At 60.7% G+C, this 17,372-nt stretch carries 18 protein-coding genes; 10 read left to right on the top strand and 8 right to left on the bottom strand.

The features are described 5' to 3' along the window. The first annotated feature begins 77 nt into the window (after positions 1-77). On the top strand, positions 78-269 hold the full coding sequence (locus tag AC27VU_RS17605; protein ID WP_003222773.1) for a DUF1289 domain-containing protein: 192 nt from the start codon (positions 78-80) through the stop codon (positions 267-269). 142 nt (positions 270-411) lie between these two features. Then, complete coding sequence (rluB, locus tag AC27VU_RS17610) at positions 412-1,632, top strand: 23S rRNA pseudouridine(2605) synthase RluB (protein ID WP_095139335.1); 1,221 nt, start codon at positions 412-414, stop codon at positions 1,630-1,632. Between the two features lie 199 nt (positions 1,633-1,831). On the opposite strand, the gene AC27VU_RS17615 is transcribed toward rluB, so the two are convergent. Both AC27VU_RS17615 and AC27VU_RS17620 read right to left on the bottom strand, forming a co-directional pair. Further along, on the bottom strand, positions 1,832-2,797 hold the full coding sequence (locus AC27VU_RS17615) for a M29 family metallopeptidase (protein ID WP_488724550.1): 966 nt from the start codon (positions 2,795-2,797) through the stop codon (positions 1,832-1,834). 70 nt (positions 2,798-2,867) lie between these two features. Then, the gene (locus AC27VU_RS17620; RefSeq protein ID WP_003222780.1) at positions 2,868-3,005 is read right to left on the bottom strand and encodes a hypothetical protein; all 138 of its coding nucleotides are present in this window, start codon (positions 3,003-3,005) and stop codon (positions 2,868-2,870) included. Positions 3,006-3,898: 893 nt separating this feature from the next. Between AC27VU_RS17620 and AC27VU_RS17625 the strand changes: the two genes are divergently transcribed. Together AC27VU_RS17625 and arfB are read left to right on the top strand one after the other, a co-directional pair. Next, a complete protein-coding gene (locus AC27VU_RS17625; RefSeq protein WP_103483896.1) occupies positions 3,899-5,317 on the top strand; it encodes an amino acid permease in 1,419 nt (472 codons plus the stop codon). 182 nt (positions 5,318-5,499) lie between these two features. Beyond that, positions 5,500-5,913 carry an alternative ribosome rescue aminoacyl-tRNA hydrolase ArfB gene (gene arfB / locus AC27VU_RS17630; protein ID WP_003222786.1) on the top strand — a complete coding sequence of 138 codons (414 nt, stop codon included), beginning with the start codon at positions 5,500-5,502 and terminating at the stop codon, positions 5,911-5,913. On the opposite strand, the gene AC27VU_RS17635 is transcribed toward arfB, so the two are convergent. The 6 genes from AC27VU_RS17635 to phhA all read right to left on the bottom strand — a co-directional run bounded on the left by AC27VU_RS17635 (position 5,910) and on the right by phhA (position 10,310). Next, positions 5,910-7,097: an MFS transporter gene (locus AC27VU_RS17635; RefSeq protein WP_198286795.1), complete on the bottom strand. Its 1,188-nt coding sequence runs from the start codon at positions 7,095-7,097 to the stop codon at positions 5,910-5,912. The genes arfB and AC27VU_RS17635 overlap by 4 nt on opposite strands. Positions 7,098-7,213: 116 nt before the next feature. Next, positions 7,214-7,396 carry a hypothetical protein gene (locus AC27VU_RS17640; protein WP_003222790.1) on the bottom strand — a complete coding sequence of 61 codons (183 nt, stop codon included), beginning with the start codon at positions 7,394-7,396 and terminating at the stop codon, positions 7,214-7,216. Positions 7,397-7,465: 69 nt separating this feature from the next. Next, positions 7,466-7,597 carry a hypothetical protein gene (locus AC27VU_RS17645; protein WP_256214475.1) on the bottom strand — a complete coding sequence of 44 codons (132 nt, stop codon included), beginning with the start codon at positions 7,595-7,597 and terminating at the stop codon, positions 7,466-7,468. Positions 7,598-7,850: 253 nt separating this feature from the next. Continuing rightward, entirely contained in the window at positions 7,851-9,044 is a 1,194-nt protein-coding gene (locus AC27VU_RS17650) for an amino acid aminotransferase (RefSeq protein WP_262142306.1), read from the bottom strand. After that, on the bottom strand, positions 9,044-9,400 hold the full coding sequence (locus AC27VU_RS17655; protein WP_003222798.1) for a 4a-hydroxytetrahydrobiopterin dehydratase: 357 nt from the start codon (positions 9,398-9,400) through the stop codon (positions 9,044-9,046). Before AC27VU_RS17655 ends, AC27VU_RS17650 begins: the two co-directional genes overlap by 1 nt. 118 nt (positions 9,401-9,518) lie before the next feature. Further along, positions 9,519-10,310 (bottom strand): phenylalanine 4-monooxygenase, encoded by a 792-nt coding sequence (gene phhA, locus AC27VU_RS17660; protein WP_488724551.1) that lies wholly within the window; start codon positions 10,308-10,310, stop codon positions 9,519-9,521. Between the two features lie 395 nt (positions 10,311-10,705). Here phhA and AC27VU_RS17665 point away from each other — a divergent pair, with 395 nt between their 5' ends. From AC27VU_RS17665 to flgJ, 6 genes are all read left to right on the top strand, one after another. After that, positions 10,706-12,268 (top strand): sigma-54-dependent phenylalanine hydroxylase transcriptional regulator PhhR, encoded by a 1,563-nt coding sequence (locus AC27VU_RS17665; RefSeq protein ID WP_027613959.1) that lies wholly within the window; start codon positions 10,706-10,708, stop codon positions 12,266-12,268. A 362-nt stretch (positions 12,269-12,630) separates the two neighbouring features. Continuing rightward, entirely contained in the window at positions 12,631-13,371 is a 741-nt protein-coding gene (locus AC27VU_RS17670; protein WP_007965507.1) for a flagellar basal body rod protein FlgF, read from the top strand. 45 nt (positions 13,372-13,416) lie between these two features. Then, positions 13,417-14,202 (top strand): flagellar basal-body rod protein FlgG, encoded by a 786-nt coding sequence (gene flgG, locus AC27VU_RS17675; protein ID WP_003222804.1) that lies wholly within the window; start codon positions 13,417-13,419, stop codon positions 14,200-14,202. Positions 14,203-14,254: 52 nt separating this feature from the next. Continuing rightward, the gene (gene flgH, locus AC27VU_RS17680; RefSeq protein WP_103521185.1) at positions 14,255-14,950 is read left to right on the top strand and encodes a flagellar basal body L-ring protein FlgH; all 696 of its coding nucleotides are present in this window, start codon (positions 14,255-14,257) and stop codon (positions 14,948-14,950) included. 27 nt (positions 14,951-14,977) lie between these two features. Next, positions 14,978-16,066: a flagellar basal body P-ring protein FlgI gene (locus AC27VU_RS17685; RefSeq protein WP_080593281.1), complete on the top strand. Its 1,089-nt coding sequence runs from the start codon at positions 14,978-14,980 to the stop codon at positions 16,064-16,066. An 11-nt stretch (positions 16,067-16,077) separates the two neighbouring features. Then, positions 16,078-17,361 (top strand): flagellar assembly peptidoglycan hydrolase FlgJ, encoded by a 1,284-nt coding sequence (gene flgJ, locus AC27VU_RS17690; RefSeq protein WP_488724552.1) that lies wholly within the window; start codon positions 16,078-16,080, stop codon positions 17,359-17,361. Positions 17,362-17,372: the final 11 nt, after the last annotated feature.

The following is a 17,372-nucleotide window of genomic DNA, read 5'->3' on the forward strand; positions in this document are numbered from 1 at the left end:
TCCCCCTCCTCCCCCCCCCCTCCCCCCCCCCCCCCAACCCCGCTCCCACAGGGTCAAGTGTCGTTCTGGAGTATTCGATGAGTTCCACCAAAGACCCCTGCATCAGCCTCTGCAAATTCACCGACGACATCTGCCTCGGCTGTGGCCGCAGCAAGCGCGAGATTCGTGCCTGGAAGAAACTCGACAAGGACGACAAACGCACGGTACTGGCCGAAGCCGCGCTGCGCCTGATCAAACTCGGTGGCGCCGGTCGGCGGAAAAAGAAATAAGTAGCAAACCATCAGCTAGTCTCTGATGCGCGATGGCGCACATCCGCGTATGATTCGCGACCCTTCGGCGATCCCTTCGCCCGAAAACCAGATTTCAATGCTTCAGGCGCCGCCTGAACAGACCACACCGGGAGGTGCCCAGATGAGTGACATCAATCAGCAAGACGACCAGGAAATCGGCCCAGCAGGCGAAAAACTGCAGAAAGTCCTCGCCCGTATCGGCGTCGGCTCGCGCCGTGACGTCGAAGCCTGGATCAGCCAGGGCCGGATCAAGGTCAATGGCAAAGACGCCACCCTCGGCCTGCGCGTCGACATGCACGACGCCATCACCATCGATGGCAAGGTGATCAAGCGCGAAGAGGCTGCCGAGTCGGTGCGCCGCGTGATCATGTACAACAAGCCCGATGGCGAGATCTGCACCCGTGACGACCCGGAAGGCCGTCCGACCGTGTTCGACAAGCTGCCGCGTCCGAAAGAAGGCCGCTGGATCAACATCGGTCGTCTCGACATCAACACCACCGGTCTGCTGATGTTCACCACCGATGGTGAGCTGGCCAACCGTCTGATGCACCCGTCCTACGAGATGGACCGTGAGTACGCCGTGCGCGTACGCGGTGAAGTCGACGACGAAATGATCGAGCGCCTGAAGGCGGGCGTGGTGCTGGAAGACGGCCCGGCGCGGTTTACCGATATTCAACAGGCACCGGGCGGCGAAGGCTTCAACCACTGGTATCACTGCGTGGTGATGGAAGGCCGTAACCGTGAGGTTCGTCGTCTGTGGGAATCCCAGGGCCTGGTGGTCAGCCGCCTGAAGCGCGTGCGTTTCGGTCCGGTGTTCCTCAACTCCGACCTGCCGATGGGCCGCTGGCGCGAAATGAGCCAGTACGAAGTCGATGTGCTCAGCGCTGAAGTCGGTCTGACTCCGGTGGCGATGCCGCAACTCAACGCCAAGAGCAAGGACAAGCTGGAGCGTATGCAGCGCAAATCGTCGCGGCCGATGGCCAAGACCGAGCGCGTGCGTACCCTGCGCCCAGCCGCTGGCGCGCCGACCGGTCCGCGTCCGAGCCGCGAGCCGCAGATCGAAGGCGAGCGTCCGGGGCGCAAGCCAGTGGCCCGTGATGGCGAGCGCGCACCGCGTCCGGCTAACGGTCGCACCGAGCGTGGCGAAGGTCGTGCGCCGGCCGGCCGTGGTACGCCGGTCGCTGATCGTCCTGCCGACACCACCAACAAGCGTCCGGCCAAGCCTGCGCCGAAGCGTCCGGGGATCAAGCTGGTCGACGGCGACAAGCCGTCGGGCAAGCGTCGTGGTGCTCCGGCCGGTTCCGGTCAGCGTCCGGGTTTCGGTCGCAAGAAGCCGGAGTGATCGGGCTTTAGCGTCTGAATGAAAAACGCCAACCGCAGGGTTGGCGTTTTTTTTCGTCTGGCGGAAGGTATGTAGCGTCTGAGCGGGCCTCTTCGCGGGCAAGCCCGCTCCCACAGTGGATCTGCGTCGTACACAAATCCTACTGTGGGAGCGGGCTTGCTCGCGAAGAGGCCAGTGGCTTCAATAAAGAAAAATCAGGCTAGAACACAAACCGCCCATCAAACACCGGCTTGTCATCCAGCGCCAACACCCCGCCCGAGAAAATCAGGTCCAGATGATGACTGCCCTTGGCCCCACCGCCGAGGCCCAGGTGCAGGCCGCAATGGCGTTCCTCGAAACCGGCATTGCGCGCATACAGATCTTTCACCCCTTCATTGGTACCGATGCCCAACTCCTCGATGCGCCGGTTCGACGGGTTGGCATCCAGGTACTTGTTGAAATCATGCTCCAACCCCGGCACATCGCTGGCGATGCGGCTGATGGTCGAGTTCTCGATCCACAGTTCCAGCGGCGACTCCAGCACGCCGTACTTGCGCGCAAACGGGATGGTGCTGAGGAACGTGCCCTTGAATTTCACATGACCATTGATGGCTTCGCTGTGGGTGGCGATTTCGCCGGGGGCCAGGTCGAAGTTGCCGACGCCGTTGATGTCGGTCCACTTCTTGATGCTGCTCAGCGGCGTTTCGAACCGCGAGCCATGCTCATCGGTGAAGCTCAGCGTGGTGGCCTGGGACATGCGCTGGATCAAGTGGCTGTTGAGCCCGGCGATACGCTGCGGGGTGACGCTGAAGGTGTCGTAGAAATAGTCGCCGTAATCCTTGAACAGCAGCGATTTCTTCCAGTTTTCCGCCATCACGCCTTGCAGGGCGCGCACGAACTCCGGGCCGTCGGGGCGCGGGTTGGGCAGGGTGGAAGAGTCGTAGAAGAAAATGTACAGATCGCTGTCGGCGATAGCTGCAGTCAGCGTGGCGGTGGATTCCAGATCCAGGCGGCGCGCGCTGAAGTTGAATTTCGGGTGGTCGCCGGCCTGTTCGGCGATGGCGCCGGTCAGGGCTTCGTAATCGGCGGTGTGGCCGAGCAGTACCTTCGCCGAGTCGAGACCGGCAAGGGCAGGGTGATGTTCGAGGTAGTAAAGGAAATGCGAGATCGCGCGGGGCTTATCCATGAGTCCTCCCTGACTGACCGTGAAGAAAGCGGCAGGCACGACCGGCCGGATCGTGCCTGCCCGGGATGTCTTACAGAGGCCACATCGCCGTGCCGAACGGAACCACCGCGTCGGCTTGCATCATTTCCACGGCCGCCTCATGGGTCGGTGCTTCAAACCATTCGTCCAGTTGCAGTTCGGTATCCAAGTCTTTTTCCAGTGCTTGCATGGTCGATCTCCTAGATGACTTTCACGGTTGTGACTGGCCGGTCGAGTTGGCCGGCAAGACGTGAAGAACCTAGTTCAGGGTGTTTTGTAATGCAAAAAATTATTTATTTAAAATTTAAATAAACTTTTTATTCTGTTTTTAAACGACGGTTTTCTTATTTGAAAACAAAAAACTAAGCGGCAACTTTCATTAGCAAGCTTGCTACCGTCAATTTGCAGACGTCCTACAGAATTTTCCGAAATGGAAAATCTGCGTTACGCATCGTAAAGAAAAGTTTACGAAAACTCCGGTAAAGCCCAGTGGATTTACCCCCTTGCCGACGCTGTAAGGAAAACCTGCCGAAGCCCGGCCACAAAGGCATCGCGCAAGGCTCTGGCGCGCTTGTTTCAGCATCGTTTGCAGGGTGAGATGCGCCTCATGCCTGTCGTGCAGGTGCATAACAAGAAGGAGGCGCAATGAACGCCGTGATTGATCTTCACTTCTCTCCGTGGGGCGGTTTTTCGCTCGTCCCCGTCGATGGCCTGCAAAGGCCTGACTCAATTTTTGCAGCCGCCCGAGTCTCTCGAGGCGGACCCACGCAATCCCGGCAAGCGCCACGCTGATCCAGCGGGGTCTGGCAGCAGGGGGTTAGCGGTGTACAATGCGCCGCGTTTTAACTGTGACCCTCTGCGTAATCGCGCAAACCTCAAGGCCATCCGCCTTGTTCACTCCGCCGCGCCACAAGCGTGTCGGGTTCGATTTCGTCACAGATAAAAACAAACAGGTGACGCATGACCGTTGTAAATAAGCTGAACTCCTGGTGCCTGCGCTGGGGTTTGATCGAGGCTGCCTGAAATCGCAACCTTGCAGCAACGTCTACTGAACATCATCAAACCTTGCGTGAGACCTTTTTCATGAGTGGACAACCCTCGCAATCAGGCGAGCTGAAACGCGGCCTGAAAAATCGCCACATTCAACTGATCGCCCTCGGTGGCGCGATCGGTACCGGATTGTTCCTCGGCTCGGCCGGGGTCCTGAAATCCGCCGGCCCGTCGATGATCCTCGGCTACGCCATCTGCGGCTTCATCGCCTTCATGATCATGCGCCAGCTCGGCGAGATGATCGTCGAAGAGCCGGTGGCCGGTTCCTTCAGTCATTTTGCGCACAAGTACTGGGGCGGCTTCGCCGGTTTCCTGTCGGGCTGGAACTGCTGGATTCTGTACATTCTGGTGGGCATGTCGGAGCTGACGGCAGTTGGCAAGTACATCCACTACTGGGCGCCGGACATCCCGACCTGGGTCACCGCCGCTGCATTCTTCGTGCTGATCAATGCGATCAACCTGGCCAACGTCAAGGTCTTCGGTGAAGCTGAATTCTGGTTCGCGATCATCAAGGTCGTGGCGATCGTCGGCATGATCGCGCTGGGCAGCTACCTGCTGGTCAGTGGCCATGGCGGCCCGCAGGCCTCGGTCAGCAACCTGTGGTCGCACGGCGGGTTCTTCCCCAATGGCGTCAGTGGTCTGGTGATGGCGATGGCGATCATCATGTTCTCCTTCGGCGGTCTGGAAATGCTCGGTTTCACCGCCGCTGAAGCGGACAAGCCGAAAACCGTGATCCCGAAAGCGATCAATCAGGTGATCTACCGCATCCTGATTTTCTACATCGGTGCACTGGTGATCCTGCTCTCGCTGACTCCATGGGACAGCCTGCTGGCGACCCTCAATGCGTCTGGCGACTCCTACAGCGGCAGCCCGTTCGTGCAGGTGTTCTCGATGCTCGGCAGCAACACCGCCGCGCACATCCTTAACTTTGTGGTGCTGACCGCGGCGCTGTCGGTGTACAACAGCGGCACCTACTGCAACAGCCGCATGCTCCTGGGCATGGCCGAGCAGGGCGATGCGCCGAAAGGCCTGGCGAAGATCGACAAGCGCGGCGTGCCGGTGCGTTCGATCCTGGCTTCAGCTGCGGTCACTCTGGTGGCGGTGTTGCTCAACTACCTGATCCCGCAACAGGCGCTGGAACTGCTGATGTCGCTGGTGGTTGCAACCCTGGTGATCAACTGGGCGATGATCAGTTTCTCGCACTTCAAGTTCCGCCAGCACATGAACAAGACGCAGCAGACGCCACTGTTCAAGGCGCTGTGGTATCCATACGGCAACTATGTCTGCCTGGCGTTCGTCGCGTTCATCCTTGGCGTGATGCTGCTGATCCCGGGCATCCAGATCTCGGTGTACGCGATTCCGGTGTGGGTCGTGTTCATGTGGGTCTGCTACGTGATCAAGAACAAGCGCGGTGCGCAGCAGGCGCTGCACGCGGCCAGTGCTTCGAAGTAAGCGCTGACGCAAAAACGACAAACCCGGCCAATGTGCCGGGTTTTTTGTTGCCCCTGTAGGAGCTGCCGAAGGCTGCGATCTTTTGATCTGTTTTAAAGATCAAGATCAAAAGATCACAGCCTTCGGCAGCTCCTACAGGGTTGATGGCGTATCCTGCACCCTCTGATTACGGACGCTTTTCCATGCTGGTGATTTCCAACAACGTGCATCTGCCGGATGCCGAGATCGAACTGACGGCCATCCGCGCGCAAGGCGCCGGTGGGCAGAACGTCAACAAGGTCTCCAGTGCCGTGCACCTGCGTTTCGACATTCCAGCCTCGTCCTTGCCCGAGTTCTACAAGGAGCGGCTGCTGGCGCTGCGTGACAGTCGCATCACCAGTGATGGCGTGCTGATCATTAAGGCTCAGCAATACCGTACGCAGGAAGCCAACCGTGCCGATGCGCTGGAGCGTCTGACCGAACTGATCCTCAGCGCCACCAAGGTCGAAAAGAAGCGCCGCCCGACCAAGCCGACCCTTGGCTCGAAGAAGCGCCGGCTCGAATCCAAGACCAAGCGCGGCAGCATCAAGGCCGGGCGTGGCAAGGTGGATTTCTAGTCTTCGCGGTACTTCGCCGTGTGCTTGTACAGGTACACGCTCAGCGCCAGACCGCTCAGCGCGGCAATGGCGGCAAACAGAAAGATCGAAGCAAAACCGAAGCCCGCGGCAATCGCCCCGGCCAGTGGCCCGGTGATCCCCAGTGACAAGTCGATAAACAGCGAATAGGCCCCGACCGCCGCACCACGGCTGGAGGCTGGCACCAGATTCACCGCTTCCACGCCCAGCGCCGGGAACACCAGTGAGAAACCGAAGCCGCTCAACGCCGCCCCGGCCAGCGCCCAATGTGCATCCGGTGCCAGCCACAGCAGCAACAGGCCGAGGGTTTCCACCGACAGGCAGGCAATCGCCACACGGAAGCCGCCGAGACGGTTGATCAGGTTGCCGAACAGCAGTCGCGCACCGATGAAGCTGGCGCCGAACAGGCTCAGGCACAACACCGCGTTGTCCCAGTGCCGGGTGGCGTAATACAGGGTAATGAAGGTGGCGATGGTGCCGAACCCGATCGAGCCCAGCGCCAGACCGCAGCCGTGCGGGAACACGCGACCGAGCACATGCATGAACGGCAGACGCTCACCGGCGACAATCGGCGCAGCGGTTTTCGGCCACGCCAACAGCAGGCCCAGTGCCGCCAGCAGGATGATGCTGACACCCATGCTCCACAGCCCCAACTGGCCGACCAGCCACACGCCGAACGGCGCGCCGACCGCCAGTGCGCCGTAACTGGCGATGCCATTCCACGAGATCACTTTGGCGGTGTTCGCCGCACCGACGCGACCGATGCCCCAGCCGATCGAACCGGAGCCGACCAGACTTTCCGCGCTGCCCAACACCAGTCGGCCGATCAACAGGCTGATCAGACTGAGCATCGGCAGGTGGGGTGTCCACGCCGAAATCAGCATGAACACACCGCTCAAGCCGCAGCCGGCGAGGCCATACATCACCGCACGTTTGCTGCCCTGGTTGTCGATGATCTTGCCGGCGTATGGACGGCTGAGCAGGGTGGCGAGGTATTGCACGCTGATCACCAGCCCCGCGATCACCGCGCCGAAGCCCAGGTCGCTGTGGACGTAACCCGGCAACACTGCGAGCGGAATGCCGATGTTCAGGTAGCCGATGAAGGTGAAGAGAACGATGGAAACGACTTGCAGCGTGACCGCCAGGGGACGCTGGGGTTCTGACATAGAGGACGACATGAGTAACGATCCACGGCAAAGCAGGATTAGATAGGCTGCTTATGATACCGGCGCGAACGAGTCAGGGGCGGGGAAAAGTAAAACTATTTGCCGGGAGGGTGGCTTCAGGGTTTGGCCGGGGCGACCAGTTGTGTAGTGACCAGTGCAGCGAGGGCGTTTTCTTCGCTGCCGAAACGGGCGAGCAGGGCGGCCTGTTTTTCCGGGGAGAGGCGGTTCCAGATCTCGATCATTTTCTCGGTGGCGCCGATCAGGACGGCAGCTTGGCTTTCAGAGAATTCGTCGGTCATGGCGGGCTCGGTTTCAGGCAGTGTGGAAAGCGCATCTTAGCGCTTTCCACACGGTCTGTACGGCGGGTTTTACTCTTCGCTGTCGGCCTGGCGGCTCTCAACGGCTTCTTTCGGCTCGGGCTGTTGGGCGCCGGCTTGTTGCGTGGTCGTCTGCTCAGGTACGTGCAGGCTTGGGAAGGGGAGATTAGGAATCTCGTGCATGGTTGCGCTCCTCGCTAAGTCTGTTGATAGATCTGGTAGATCCGCGCTTCTTGAAAGCCTGCGCAGGATACAGCAGGAAAAATGACAATCAGACTTTTAATTCAAAATAATGCGACAGATGGCCGCAGGGCGCGCAAAAACAACTGTGGGAGCGAGCTTGCTCGCGAAATCGGTGTATCAGTCAACATATCTGTCGAATGACACTCCGTATTCGCGAGCAAGCTCGCTCCCACAGGGGTTTGTGTAGCTGGATCTACTTGCTGACGTCGGCGATGGCTTGTGCCAGCAGCGCCAGGCGCGTGGCATCGATCCCGGCGACGTTGGCCCGGCCCGAGCTGACCATGTACACGCTGTGATGCTCACGCAGTTGTTTGACCTGCTCCGGCGACAGGCCGGTGTAGGAGAACATTCCGCGCTGCACGCCAATGTGCGCAAAGCGCTCTCGCAGGCCGTGCGGTTCCAGTGCTTCGACCAGACCGCTGCGCAACTGAGCGATGCGCAAGCGCATGGCTTCCACTTCATCGGCCCAGCGGCTTTTCAGCTCCGGGTCGGCGAGGATGGTCGCGACCACTGCCGCACCGTGATCCGGTGGGGTCGACCACAGGTTGCGGGCGATGTTGGCCAGTTGGCTGCGGATGTCGATCAGTTTGTCGGCGGTTTTTGCACAGACAATCAATGCACCAGTGCGGTCGCGGTACAGGCCGAAGTTCTTCGAGCAGGAACTGGTGATCAGCAGCTCGGGAACCTCGGCGGCGAACAACCGGGTCGACCACGCGTCCTGCTCCAGACCATCGCCAAAGCCCTGGTAGGCAAAGTCGATCAGCGGCAGCAGGTCACGGCGGCGCACCACGTCGAGCACGCGCTGCCAGTCGTCATGATTCAGGTCGAAACCGGTCGGGTTGTGGCAGCACGCATGCAGCAGCACCACGTCGCCGTACGGCACTTCGTTGAGCACGGCGAGCATCGCATCGACGTCGAGGCGGTTGTCGCTGCCCACGTACGGGTAGTGACTGACCTTGACCCCGGCCGCCGCGAAGATCGTTTCGTGGATCGGCCAGGTCGGGTTGCTCAGCCATACGCCCTTGCCCGGCAGGCACTGGGCGATGAAGTCGGCCGCCAGACGCAGCGCGCCGGTGCCGCCCGGGGTCTGGGTGGCGCCGGCGCGCTGTTCGGCGATCAGCTTCGAGTCGGCGCCGAGCACCAGCTCATTGATGACTTTGCCGAACAGCGGGTTGCCGTGACCACCGATGTAGGTCTTGGTGTCCTGGCTTTCGACCAGTCGCGCCTCGGCGATTTTCACCGCTTCGGGGATCGGCGTCAGGCCCTGGGCATCCTTGTAGACGCCAACGCCTAAGTCGAACTTGCGCGGGTTAGTGTCCTGCGCATAGGCCTCCATCAAACCGAGGATCGGGTCGCCGGGTACCCGGCCGATGGCGTCAAAGTGCATTACTTGCGTCCTTCTGCGGTCTTGGCCACTTCGTCAGTGCGTGCGGCCATGATGAAGTCGTTGCGGTGCAGCCCCTTGATCGAGTGGCTCCACCAGGTCACGGTGACTTTGCCCCACTCGGTCAGCAGGCCCGGGTGGTGACCTTCGGCCTCGGAGATCTCGCCGACGGCGTTGGTGAACGCCAGCGCATGCTTGAAGTTCTTGAACAGGAAGACCTTCTCCAGCTGCATGATGCTGTCGCGAACTTCGATGTTCCAGTCCGGGATCTGCTTGATCAGGATCGGCAGTTCTTCGTCGCTGACTTGTGGCGCATCGGCACGGCACGCTTCGCAGTGGGCTTGGTTCAAAGTGGACATGGTGTGATTCCTGAAATCGAGTGTGTTTTTTTTATAGAAGCTATCGGCCCGTCAATGCCGTCACGCTAAACCAAAGTGACGGCGACTGACAGACTCAATTGTCAGCAAAAGACGCGGATCACGCGGCTTTCGGTTTTGGCGGAAACTTCGGAGCATGCAACCCCTGCTGCATGCCTTGCTTGACCATGGCCATGATGTCTTCATGGGCGACGTCGAACAGGCGCTTGAGGTTCGGCAAGACAAAGTACAGCGGCTGCAAAATATCGATGCGATACGGCGTGCGCATCGCTTCCAGCGGATCGAAGGCTTGATGTTCGGGTTCGTCCGACAGCGAGTAAACGGTTTCTTTTGGCGAGGACAGGATGCCGCCGCCGTAGATGCGTTTGCCTTGCGGGGTGTCGACCAGGCCGAACTCGATGGTCATCCAGTACAGACGCGCCAGATATACGCGCTCTTCCTTGGTGGCCTGCAGGCCGAGCTTGCCGTAGGTGTGGGTGAATTCGGCGAACCATGGGTTGGTCAGCAGCGGGCAGTGACCGAAGATCTCGTGAAAAATGTCCGGCTCTTGCAGGTAGTCCAGTTCTTCGCGGGTGCGAATGAACGTGGCCACCGGAAACTGTTTGCTGGCGAGCAATTCGAAGAAGGTCTGGAAGGGGATCAGTGCCGGGACGCGGGCAACCTGCCAACCGGTGGTCTCACCGAGCACCTTGTTGATCTCGCCCAGCTGCGGAATGCGGTCGTGGGGCAGACCGAGTTTTTCGATACCGTCCAGGTACTCCTGGCACGCCCGACCCTCGATCACTTTCAGCTGGCGAGTGATCAGCGTGTTCCACACCGCGTGTTCTTCGGCGGGGTAGTCGATAAAACCTTGCGCATCGGGCTCGCGGGCCACGTACTGCGTCTGCTTCATACTGCTCTCCTGCTAGGGGAATTCGTTCTTGTTATGTCCAGCGATGGGCTCAGGATTACCCGAGTGCGGGGTTGGATGCAGCAGGTTGAGCGGTCTCTATGTAGGAAAATTCGCCGTATTTCGTAAAAAAATCGTTACGCTTTGGCCGGTATCTCGCATTTGCGGTGATTTGCAGGTTTGAAAAGGGTCGTGGCTGTCACATAATCTTGACAACTATCTGCGCGCCTCGACAGAAAAGTCAGGCCAAACCGCAGCGCAAATCTCTTGTGGGAGCGGGCTTGCTCGCGAAAGCGGTGTGTCAGCTGAATGAATGGCGACTGACACACCGTCTTCGCGAGCAAGGCCGCTCCCACAGGGATTGTGTTCAACCCCTCATCCTTGTCGGGCCTCTTTTTATGCGTATCAAAGTCCACTGCCAGAACCGCATCGGCATCCTGCGCGACATCCTCAACCTGCTGGTGGAGTACGGGATCAACGTTGCACGCGGCGAGGTCGGCGGCGAGCATGGGAACGCGATCTATCTGCATTGTCCGAACCTGATCAACATCCAGTTCCAGGCGCTGCGGCCGAAGTTCGAGGCGATTGCCGGGGTGTTTGGGGTCAAGCGCGTCGGGCTGATGCCCAGCGAGCGTCGGCACATGGAGTTGAACGCGTTGCTCGGCGCGCTGGAATTCCCGGTGCTATCGATCGACATGGGCGGCTCGATCGTCGCCGCCAACCGCGCGGCGGCGCAGTTGCTCGGGGTGCGGGTGGACGAGGTGCCGGGGATTCCGCTGTCGCGCTATGCCGAGGATTTCGATTTGCCGGAACTGGTGCGTGCCAACAAGTCGCGAATCAACGGCATGCGTGTCAAGGTCAAGGGCGACATCTTTCTCGCCGACATCGCGCCGCTGCAATCGGAGCACGACGACAGTGAAGCCATGGCCGGTGCGGTGCTGACCTTGCACCGCGCCGACCGCGTTGGTGAGCGTATCTATAACGTGCGCAAGCAGGAACTGCGCGGCTTCGACAGTATCTTCCAGAGCTCGAAAGTGATGGCCGCTGTCGTGCGTGAGGCGCGGCGCATGGCGCCGCTGGATGCGCCGCTATTGATAGAAGGCGAAACCGGCACCGGTAAAGAGTTGCTGGCCCGTGCCTGTCACCTCGCCAGCCCGCGCGGGCAGTCGCCGCTGATGGCGCTCAATTGCGCCGGGCTGCCGGAGTCGATGGCCGAGACCGAGCTGTTCGGCTATGGCCCCGGCGCGTTCGAAGGTGCGCGCGCCGAAGGCAAGCTCGGCCTGTTGGAGCTGACGGCGGGCGGTACGCTGTTCCTCGATGGCGTCGGGGAAATGAGCCCGCGCTTGCAGGTGAAGCTGCTGCGCTTTCTGCAGGACGGCTGCTTCCGCCGGGTCGGCAGCGACGAAGAGGTGTATCTGGACGTGCGAGTGATCTGCGCGACCCAGGTCGACTTGTCCGAGCTGTGCGCGCGCGGCGAGTTTCGTCAGGATCTGTATCACCGCTTGAACGTGCTTTCGCTGCACATCCCGCCGCTGCGCGAATGCCTCGACGGTCTGACCCCGTTGGTCGAGCACTTCCTCGATCAGGCCAGTCGGCAGATCGGCTGTTCGCTGCCGAAACTGGCGCCGGCGGCGATGGATCGGCTCAGTCATTACCACTGGCCGGGCAACGTGCGGCAGCTGGAAAACGTGCTGTTTCAGGCGGTTTCGCTGTGCGAGGGCGGCACGGTCAAGGTCGAACACATTCGCCTGCCGGATTACGGCGTGCGTCAGCCGCTTGGCGATTTCTCGCTGGAGGGCGGGCTGGACGAGATCGTCGGACGCTTCGAGAAAGCGGTGCTGGAACGCCTGTATTCCGAACACCCGAGCAGTCGGCAACTGGGCAAGCGGTTGGGGGTTTCGCATACGACCATTGCCAACAAGCTGCGTGAGTACGAAGTCGGTAAAGACCCCGAGAGTTGACAGCAACACTGTGGTGAGAAGAGCTTTTGTGGTGAGGGGATTTATCCTCGATCGGCTGCGCAGCAGTCGCAAAACCTGTAAATGAGGTCGTCCTGAAAGAAAAGCGGGGCGGCTTCGCCCCCCATCGGGGATAAATCCCCTCGCCACAGGTTTTATTTCCATCTGCAACAATCGGGATTGCCGCCTAGCGGCATAACACCGCCGGTTTTTCGACTTCGATACATTTCCGATTTCCCCGCAAACCCCCTCAAGTCCTTTGTTTACCGGGCCGCAAGCCGCCAGAAAAAAGTTGGTCTGCAAATTGCTTATGGCTCAGCAGTACAGCGGTGGGCGGCAAACGTCCGGCATGCAGAGGAAAGAGTGTGGACAAGTACCTTTATGTGGCAATGACCGGCGCCAGTCAGAATGCACTGGCGCAAAAGGCGCATGCCAACAACCTGGCGAACATCTCCACCAATGGTTTTCAGCGCGACCTGGAGCAGGCGCGTTCGATGCCGGTGTTCGGTGACAGCTTTCCGGCGCGTGCGTTTGCCATGAGCGAGCGGCCCGCCACCGACTTCACCGCCGGTTCGCTGGTGCAGACCGGGCGTGACCTTGACGTCGCCGTGACCGGCAACGGTTTTATTGCCGTGCAGAACCCCAACGGCGGCGAAAGCTACGTGCGCACCGGCAGCCTCAACATCGACGCCCTCGGCGTATTGCGCGCCGGCAACGGCATGCCGGTATTGGGCAACGGCGGTCCGATCGCCGTGCCGCCGGAGCAGCAGGTCGAAGTCGGTGAAGACGGCACCATCAGTATTCGTGCGATGGGCGAAGGCCCGCGCGTCATGGCGGAAGTCGATCGGATCAAACTGGTCAACCCGGACATCAAGAACCTCAACAAGGGCCTCGACGGTTCGATCTACACCAAAGACGGCCAGCCTGCGCCGGCCGATGCCAACGTCAAACTGGTGTCGGGTTTCCTTGAGTCGAGCAACGTCAATGCCGTGGAAGAAATGACCTCGGTGCTGGCCCTGGCCAAGCAGTTCGAGTTGCACGTCAAGATGATGAACACCGCCAAAGACGACGACCAGGCCATGGCTCGGGTCTTGCAGATCAGCTAATTATCAGAACGTCGCGCCGTAAAACAGGCGCACGAGGAGAATCGAATGCTTCCGGCTCTATGGGTTGCCAAAACCGGTCTGTCCGCCCAGGACACCAACCTGACCACCATTTCCAACAACCTGGCGAACGTCTCGACCACGGGTTTCAAACGTGACCGCGCCGAATTCCAGGACCTGCTGTATCAGATCAAGCGTCAGCCAGGCGCCCAGTCGACCCAGGACAGCGAACTGCCGTCGGGTCTGCAACTGGGTACCGGTGTGCGCATCGTCGGCACGCAGAAAAACTTCACCGCCGGCAGCCTGCAAACCACCGAGCAGCCGCTGGACATGGCCATCGACGGTCGCGGTTTCTTCCAGATCCTGCAGCCGGACGGCACCACGTCCTACACCCGTGACGGTACTTTCCACCTCGACTCCAACGGCCAGATCGTCAACGCCAGCGGTTTCGCCCTGGAGCCGGCCATCGTCATCCCGAACAACGCGCAGAGCTTCACCGTCGGCACCGACGGCACCGTGTCGATCACAGTGCCAGGCAACCCGGCCGCTCAGGTGATCGGCAACCTGCAAACCGCCGACTTCATCAACCCGGCCGGTCTGCAAGCAGTGGGCAACAACCTGTTCCTCGAAACCGCTGCTTCCGGCGCGCCGCAAATCGGCACCCCGGGCCTGAACGGTTTCGGTACCACGCTGCAGAACACCCTGGAAGGTTCCAACGTCAGCACCGTTGAAGAGATGGTCAACATGATCACCACTCAGCGCGCTTACGAGATGAACTCCAAAGTGATCTCCACCGCCGACCAGATGCTCTCGTTCGTAACGCAGAATCTGTAATCAGTCTATGAGGCGGCCATGAGGCCGCCTGCAACACCGTGAGGTAAGGGTCATGAAACGCTTCGTATCTGTTCTGGCATTGGGTGGGGTCGTCTCGCTCGCGGGCTGCGTCGCTCCGCCGCCAAAGCCCAATGACCCTTACTACGCCCCGGTATTGCCGCGTACGCCGTTGCCGGCTGCAGCCAACAACGGCTCGATCTATCAGGCCGGCTTCGAGCAGAACCTGTACAGCGACCGCAAGGCGTTCCGGGTCGGTGACATCATCACCATCACCCTGAACGAGAAGACTCAGGCCAGCAAGAACGCCAACTCCCAAGTGGCCAAGAACAGCAAGACCGGCATCGGCCTGACCTCGCTGTTCGGCGGCAGTGGCACCACCAACAACCCGTTGGGTGGCAATGACCTGAGTCTGGATGTCGGCTACAGCGGCGACCGTGCAACCAAGGGTGACAGCAAGGCGGCGCAGGGCAACACCCTGACCGGTTCGATCACCGTGACCGTGGCCGACGTGCTGCCCAACGGCATCATCGCCGTGCGCGGCGAGAAGTGGATGACCCTCAACACCGGCGACGAGCTGGTGCGGATCGCCGGTCTTGTGCGTGCCGATGACATCGCCACCGACAACACCGTGTCGTCGACCCGTGTCGCCGATGCGCGCATCACCTACTCGGGCACCGGTTCGTTTGCCGATGCGAGTCAGCCAGGCTGGTTCGACCGTTTCTTCCTCAGCCCGCTGTTCCCTTTCTAGGTGGCGACTTTGAACTTCAAACACCTGATGCTGGCTGCGGCATTGATGTCCGCAGCCTTTGGTGCCCACGCCGAGCGGCTGAAAGATATCGCCAGCATTTCCGGCGTGCGCTCCAACCAATTGATCGGTTACGGCCTGGTGGTCGGGCTTAACGGCACCGGCGACCAGACGACGCAAACCCCGTTCACCCTGCAGACCTTCAACAACATGCTCTCGCAGTTCGGCATCAAGGTGCCGCCGGGATCGGGCAACGTGCAGTTGAAAAACGTCGCGGCGGTGTCGGTGAGTGCCGATCTGCCGGCGTTCGCCAAACCGGGGCAGCAGGTCGACATCACCGTGTCTTCCATCGGTAACTCCAAGAGCCTGCGCGGCGGCACCCTGTTGCTGACCCCGCTCAAGGGTATCGACGGTAACGTCTACGCCATCGCTCAGGGCAACCTGGTGGTCGGCGGTTTCGATGCTGAAGGTCGCGACGGTTCGAAGATCACCGTCAACGTTCCGTCGGCCGGTCGCATCCCGGGCGGTGCGTCGGTGGAGCGTTCGGTGCCGAGCGGTTTCAACCAGGGCAACAGCCTGACGCTGAACCTCAACCGTTCCGACTTCACCACCGCCAAGCGCATCGTCGACAAGATCAACGACATGCTCGGCCCTGGCGTGGCGCAAGCCATCGACGGCGGTTCGATTCGTGTGACGGCGCCGCTCGATCCGAGCCAGCGCGTCGACTACCTGTCGATCCTCGAAAACCTCGAAGTCGACCCGGGTCAGGCGGTGGCGAAAGTCATCATCAACTCGCGTACCGGCACCATCGTCATCGGCCAGAACGTGAAAGTCTCGCCGGCCGCCGTGACCCACGGCAGCCTGACCGTGACCATCACCGAAGACCCGATCGTCAGCCAGCCGGGCCCATTGTCCAATGGGCAGACGGCCGTTGTGCCGCGCTCGCGGGTCAACGCCCAGCAAGAAGCCAAGCCGATGTTCAAATTCGGCCCGGGTACCACCCTCGACGAAATCGTGCGTGCGGTAAACCAGGTTGGCGCGGCACCGGGTGACCTGATGGCAATCCTTGAAGCACTGAAGCAGGCCGGTGCGTTGCAAGCCGACCTGATCGTGATCTGAGGACGGCGACCATGGATATGCGCAAAGGCAGTCTGGCGGGCACTGGCGATTCGGGTTCGTACTCCGACCTCAATCGTCTGAACCAGCTCAAGGTCGGCGACAAGAACAGCGATGCGAACATGCGCAAAGTGGCGCAGGAATTCGAATCGCTGTTCCTCGGCGAAATGCTCAAGTCGATGCGTTCGGCCACTGAGGCGTTGGGTAAAGACAACCCGATGAACACCCCGGCGGCCAAGCAATATCAGGAAATGTACGACCAGCAACTGGCGGTGTCGCTGTCCCGTGAGGGCGGTGGTATCGGTCTGGCCGACGTGCTGATGAAGCAGATGTCGAAGAACAAGCCAATGGCGCCGGGTGAGGCTGCGGCCGCGTCCGCTGCCAAGCAGGAAGCGGCGAAAGCCGCTGCGGTGCAGACGCCGATTGCTGCCGGCACCACCGGCACCGGCCCGCTGTCACGGCTCAATGGCGAGCGCCCGTTGTGGGCCTCGCGTTCGTTGCATGCGCCGAACACTCAATTGGCCCACGCCAACGACATGGAAATGATCAACAAGCGTCGTCTGGCTCTGCCGCCGAAACTGGCTGATCGTTTGCTCGCCGGTCTGGTGCCTTCCGCTACGCCGACTGCCGCCAATGCGTTGCCGCAACGCACCGCGAGCACGGCCGCCACCGGCGCCGGCCCACTGTACAACGGCGACTGGCTGAGCCGTGCCGAAGACGCCAAGGCGTCCGGCGGGCAGATGCAGATTTACGGCCGGGCAATGGCGCAGATTCCGCTGGCACCGGCCAAGCGCGCCTTCAGCTCCGCCGACGAATTCGTCAACACCATGCTGCCGATGGCCAAAGAAGCCGCCGCGCGTATTGGCGTCGATCCGCGCTACCTGGTGGCGCAGGCCGCGCTGGAAACCGGCTGGGGCAAATCGGTGATGCGCGCCCAGGATGGCAGCAGCAGTCACAACCTGTTCGGGATCAAGGCCAGCAGCAACTGGACCGGCGATTCGGCCCGGGCAATCACCAGCGAGTTCCGCAACGGGCAGATGGTCAAGGAGACGGCGCAGTTCCGTTCCTATGCCTCGTACAAGGACAGTTTCCACGATCTGGTGACTTTGCTGCAGACCAACAATCGCTATCAAGATGTGGTGAAGTCGGCCGATAACCCAGAACAGTTTGTACGCGAGTTGCAAAAGGCCGGTTACGCGACCGACCCGAACTACGCGACGAAGATTTCGCAGATAGCCAAGCAGATGAACAGTTTTGAAAACTACGCTGCGGCGGGCGTTTCCACCCAGCCTTTTTAAGGCACAAGGTA

It is taken from the genome of Pseudomonas sp. 14P5.3.2 (assembly GCF_057799175.1).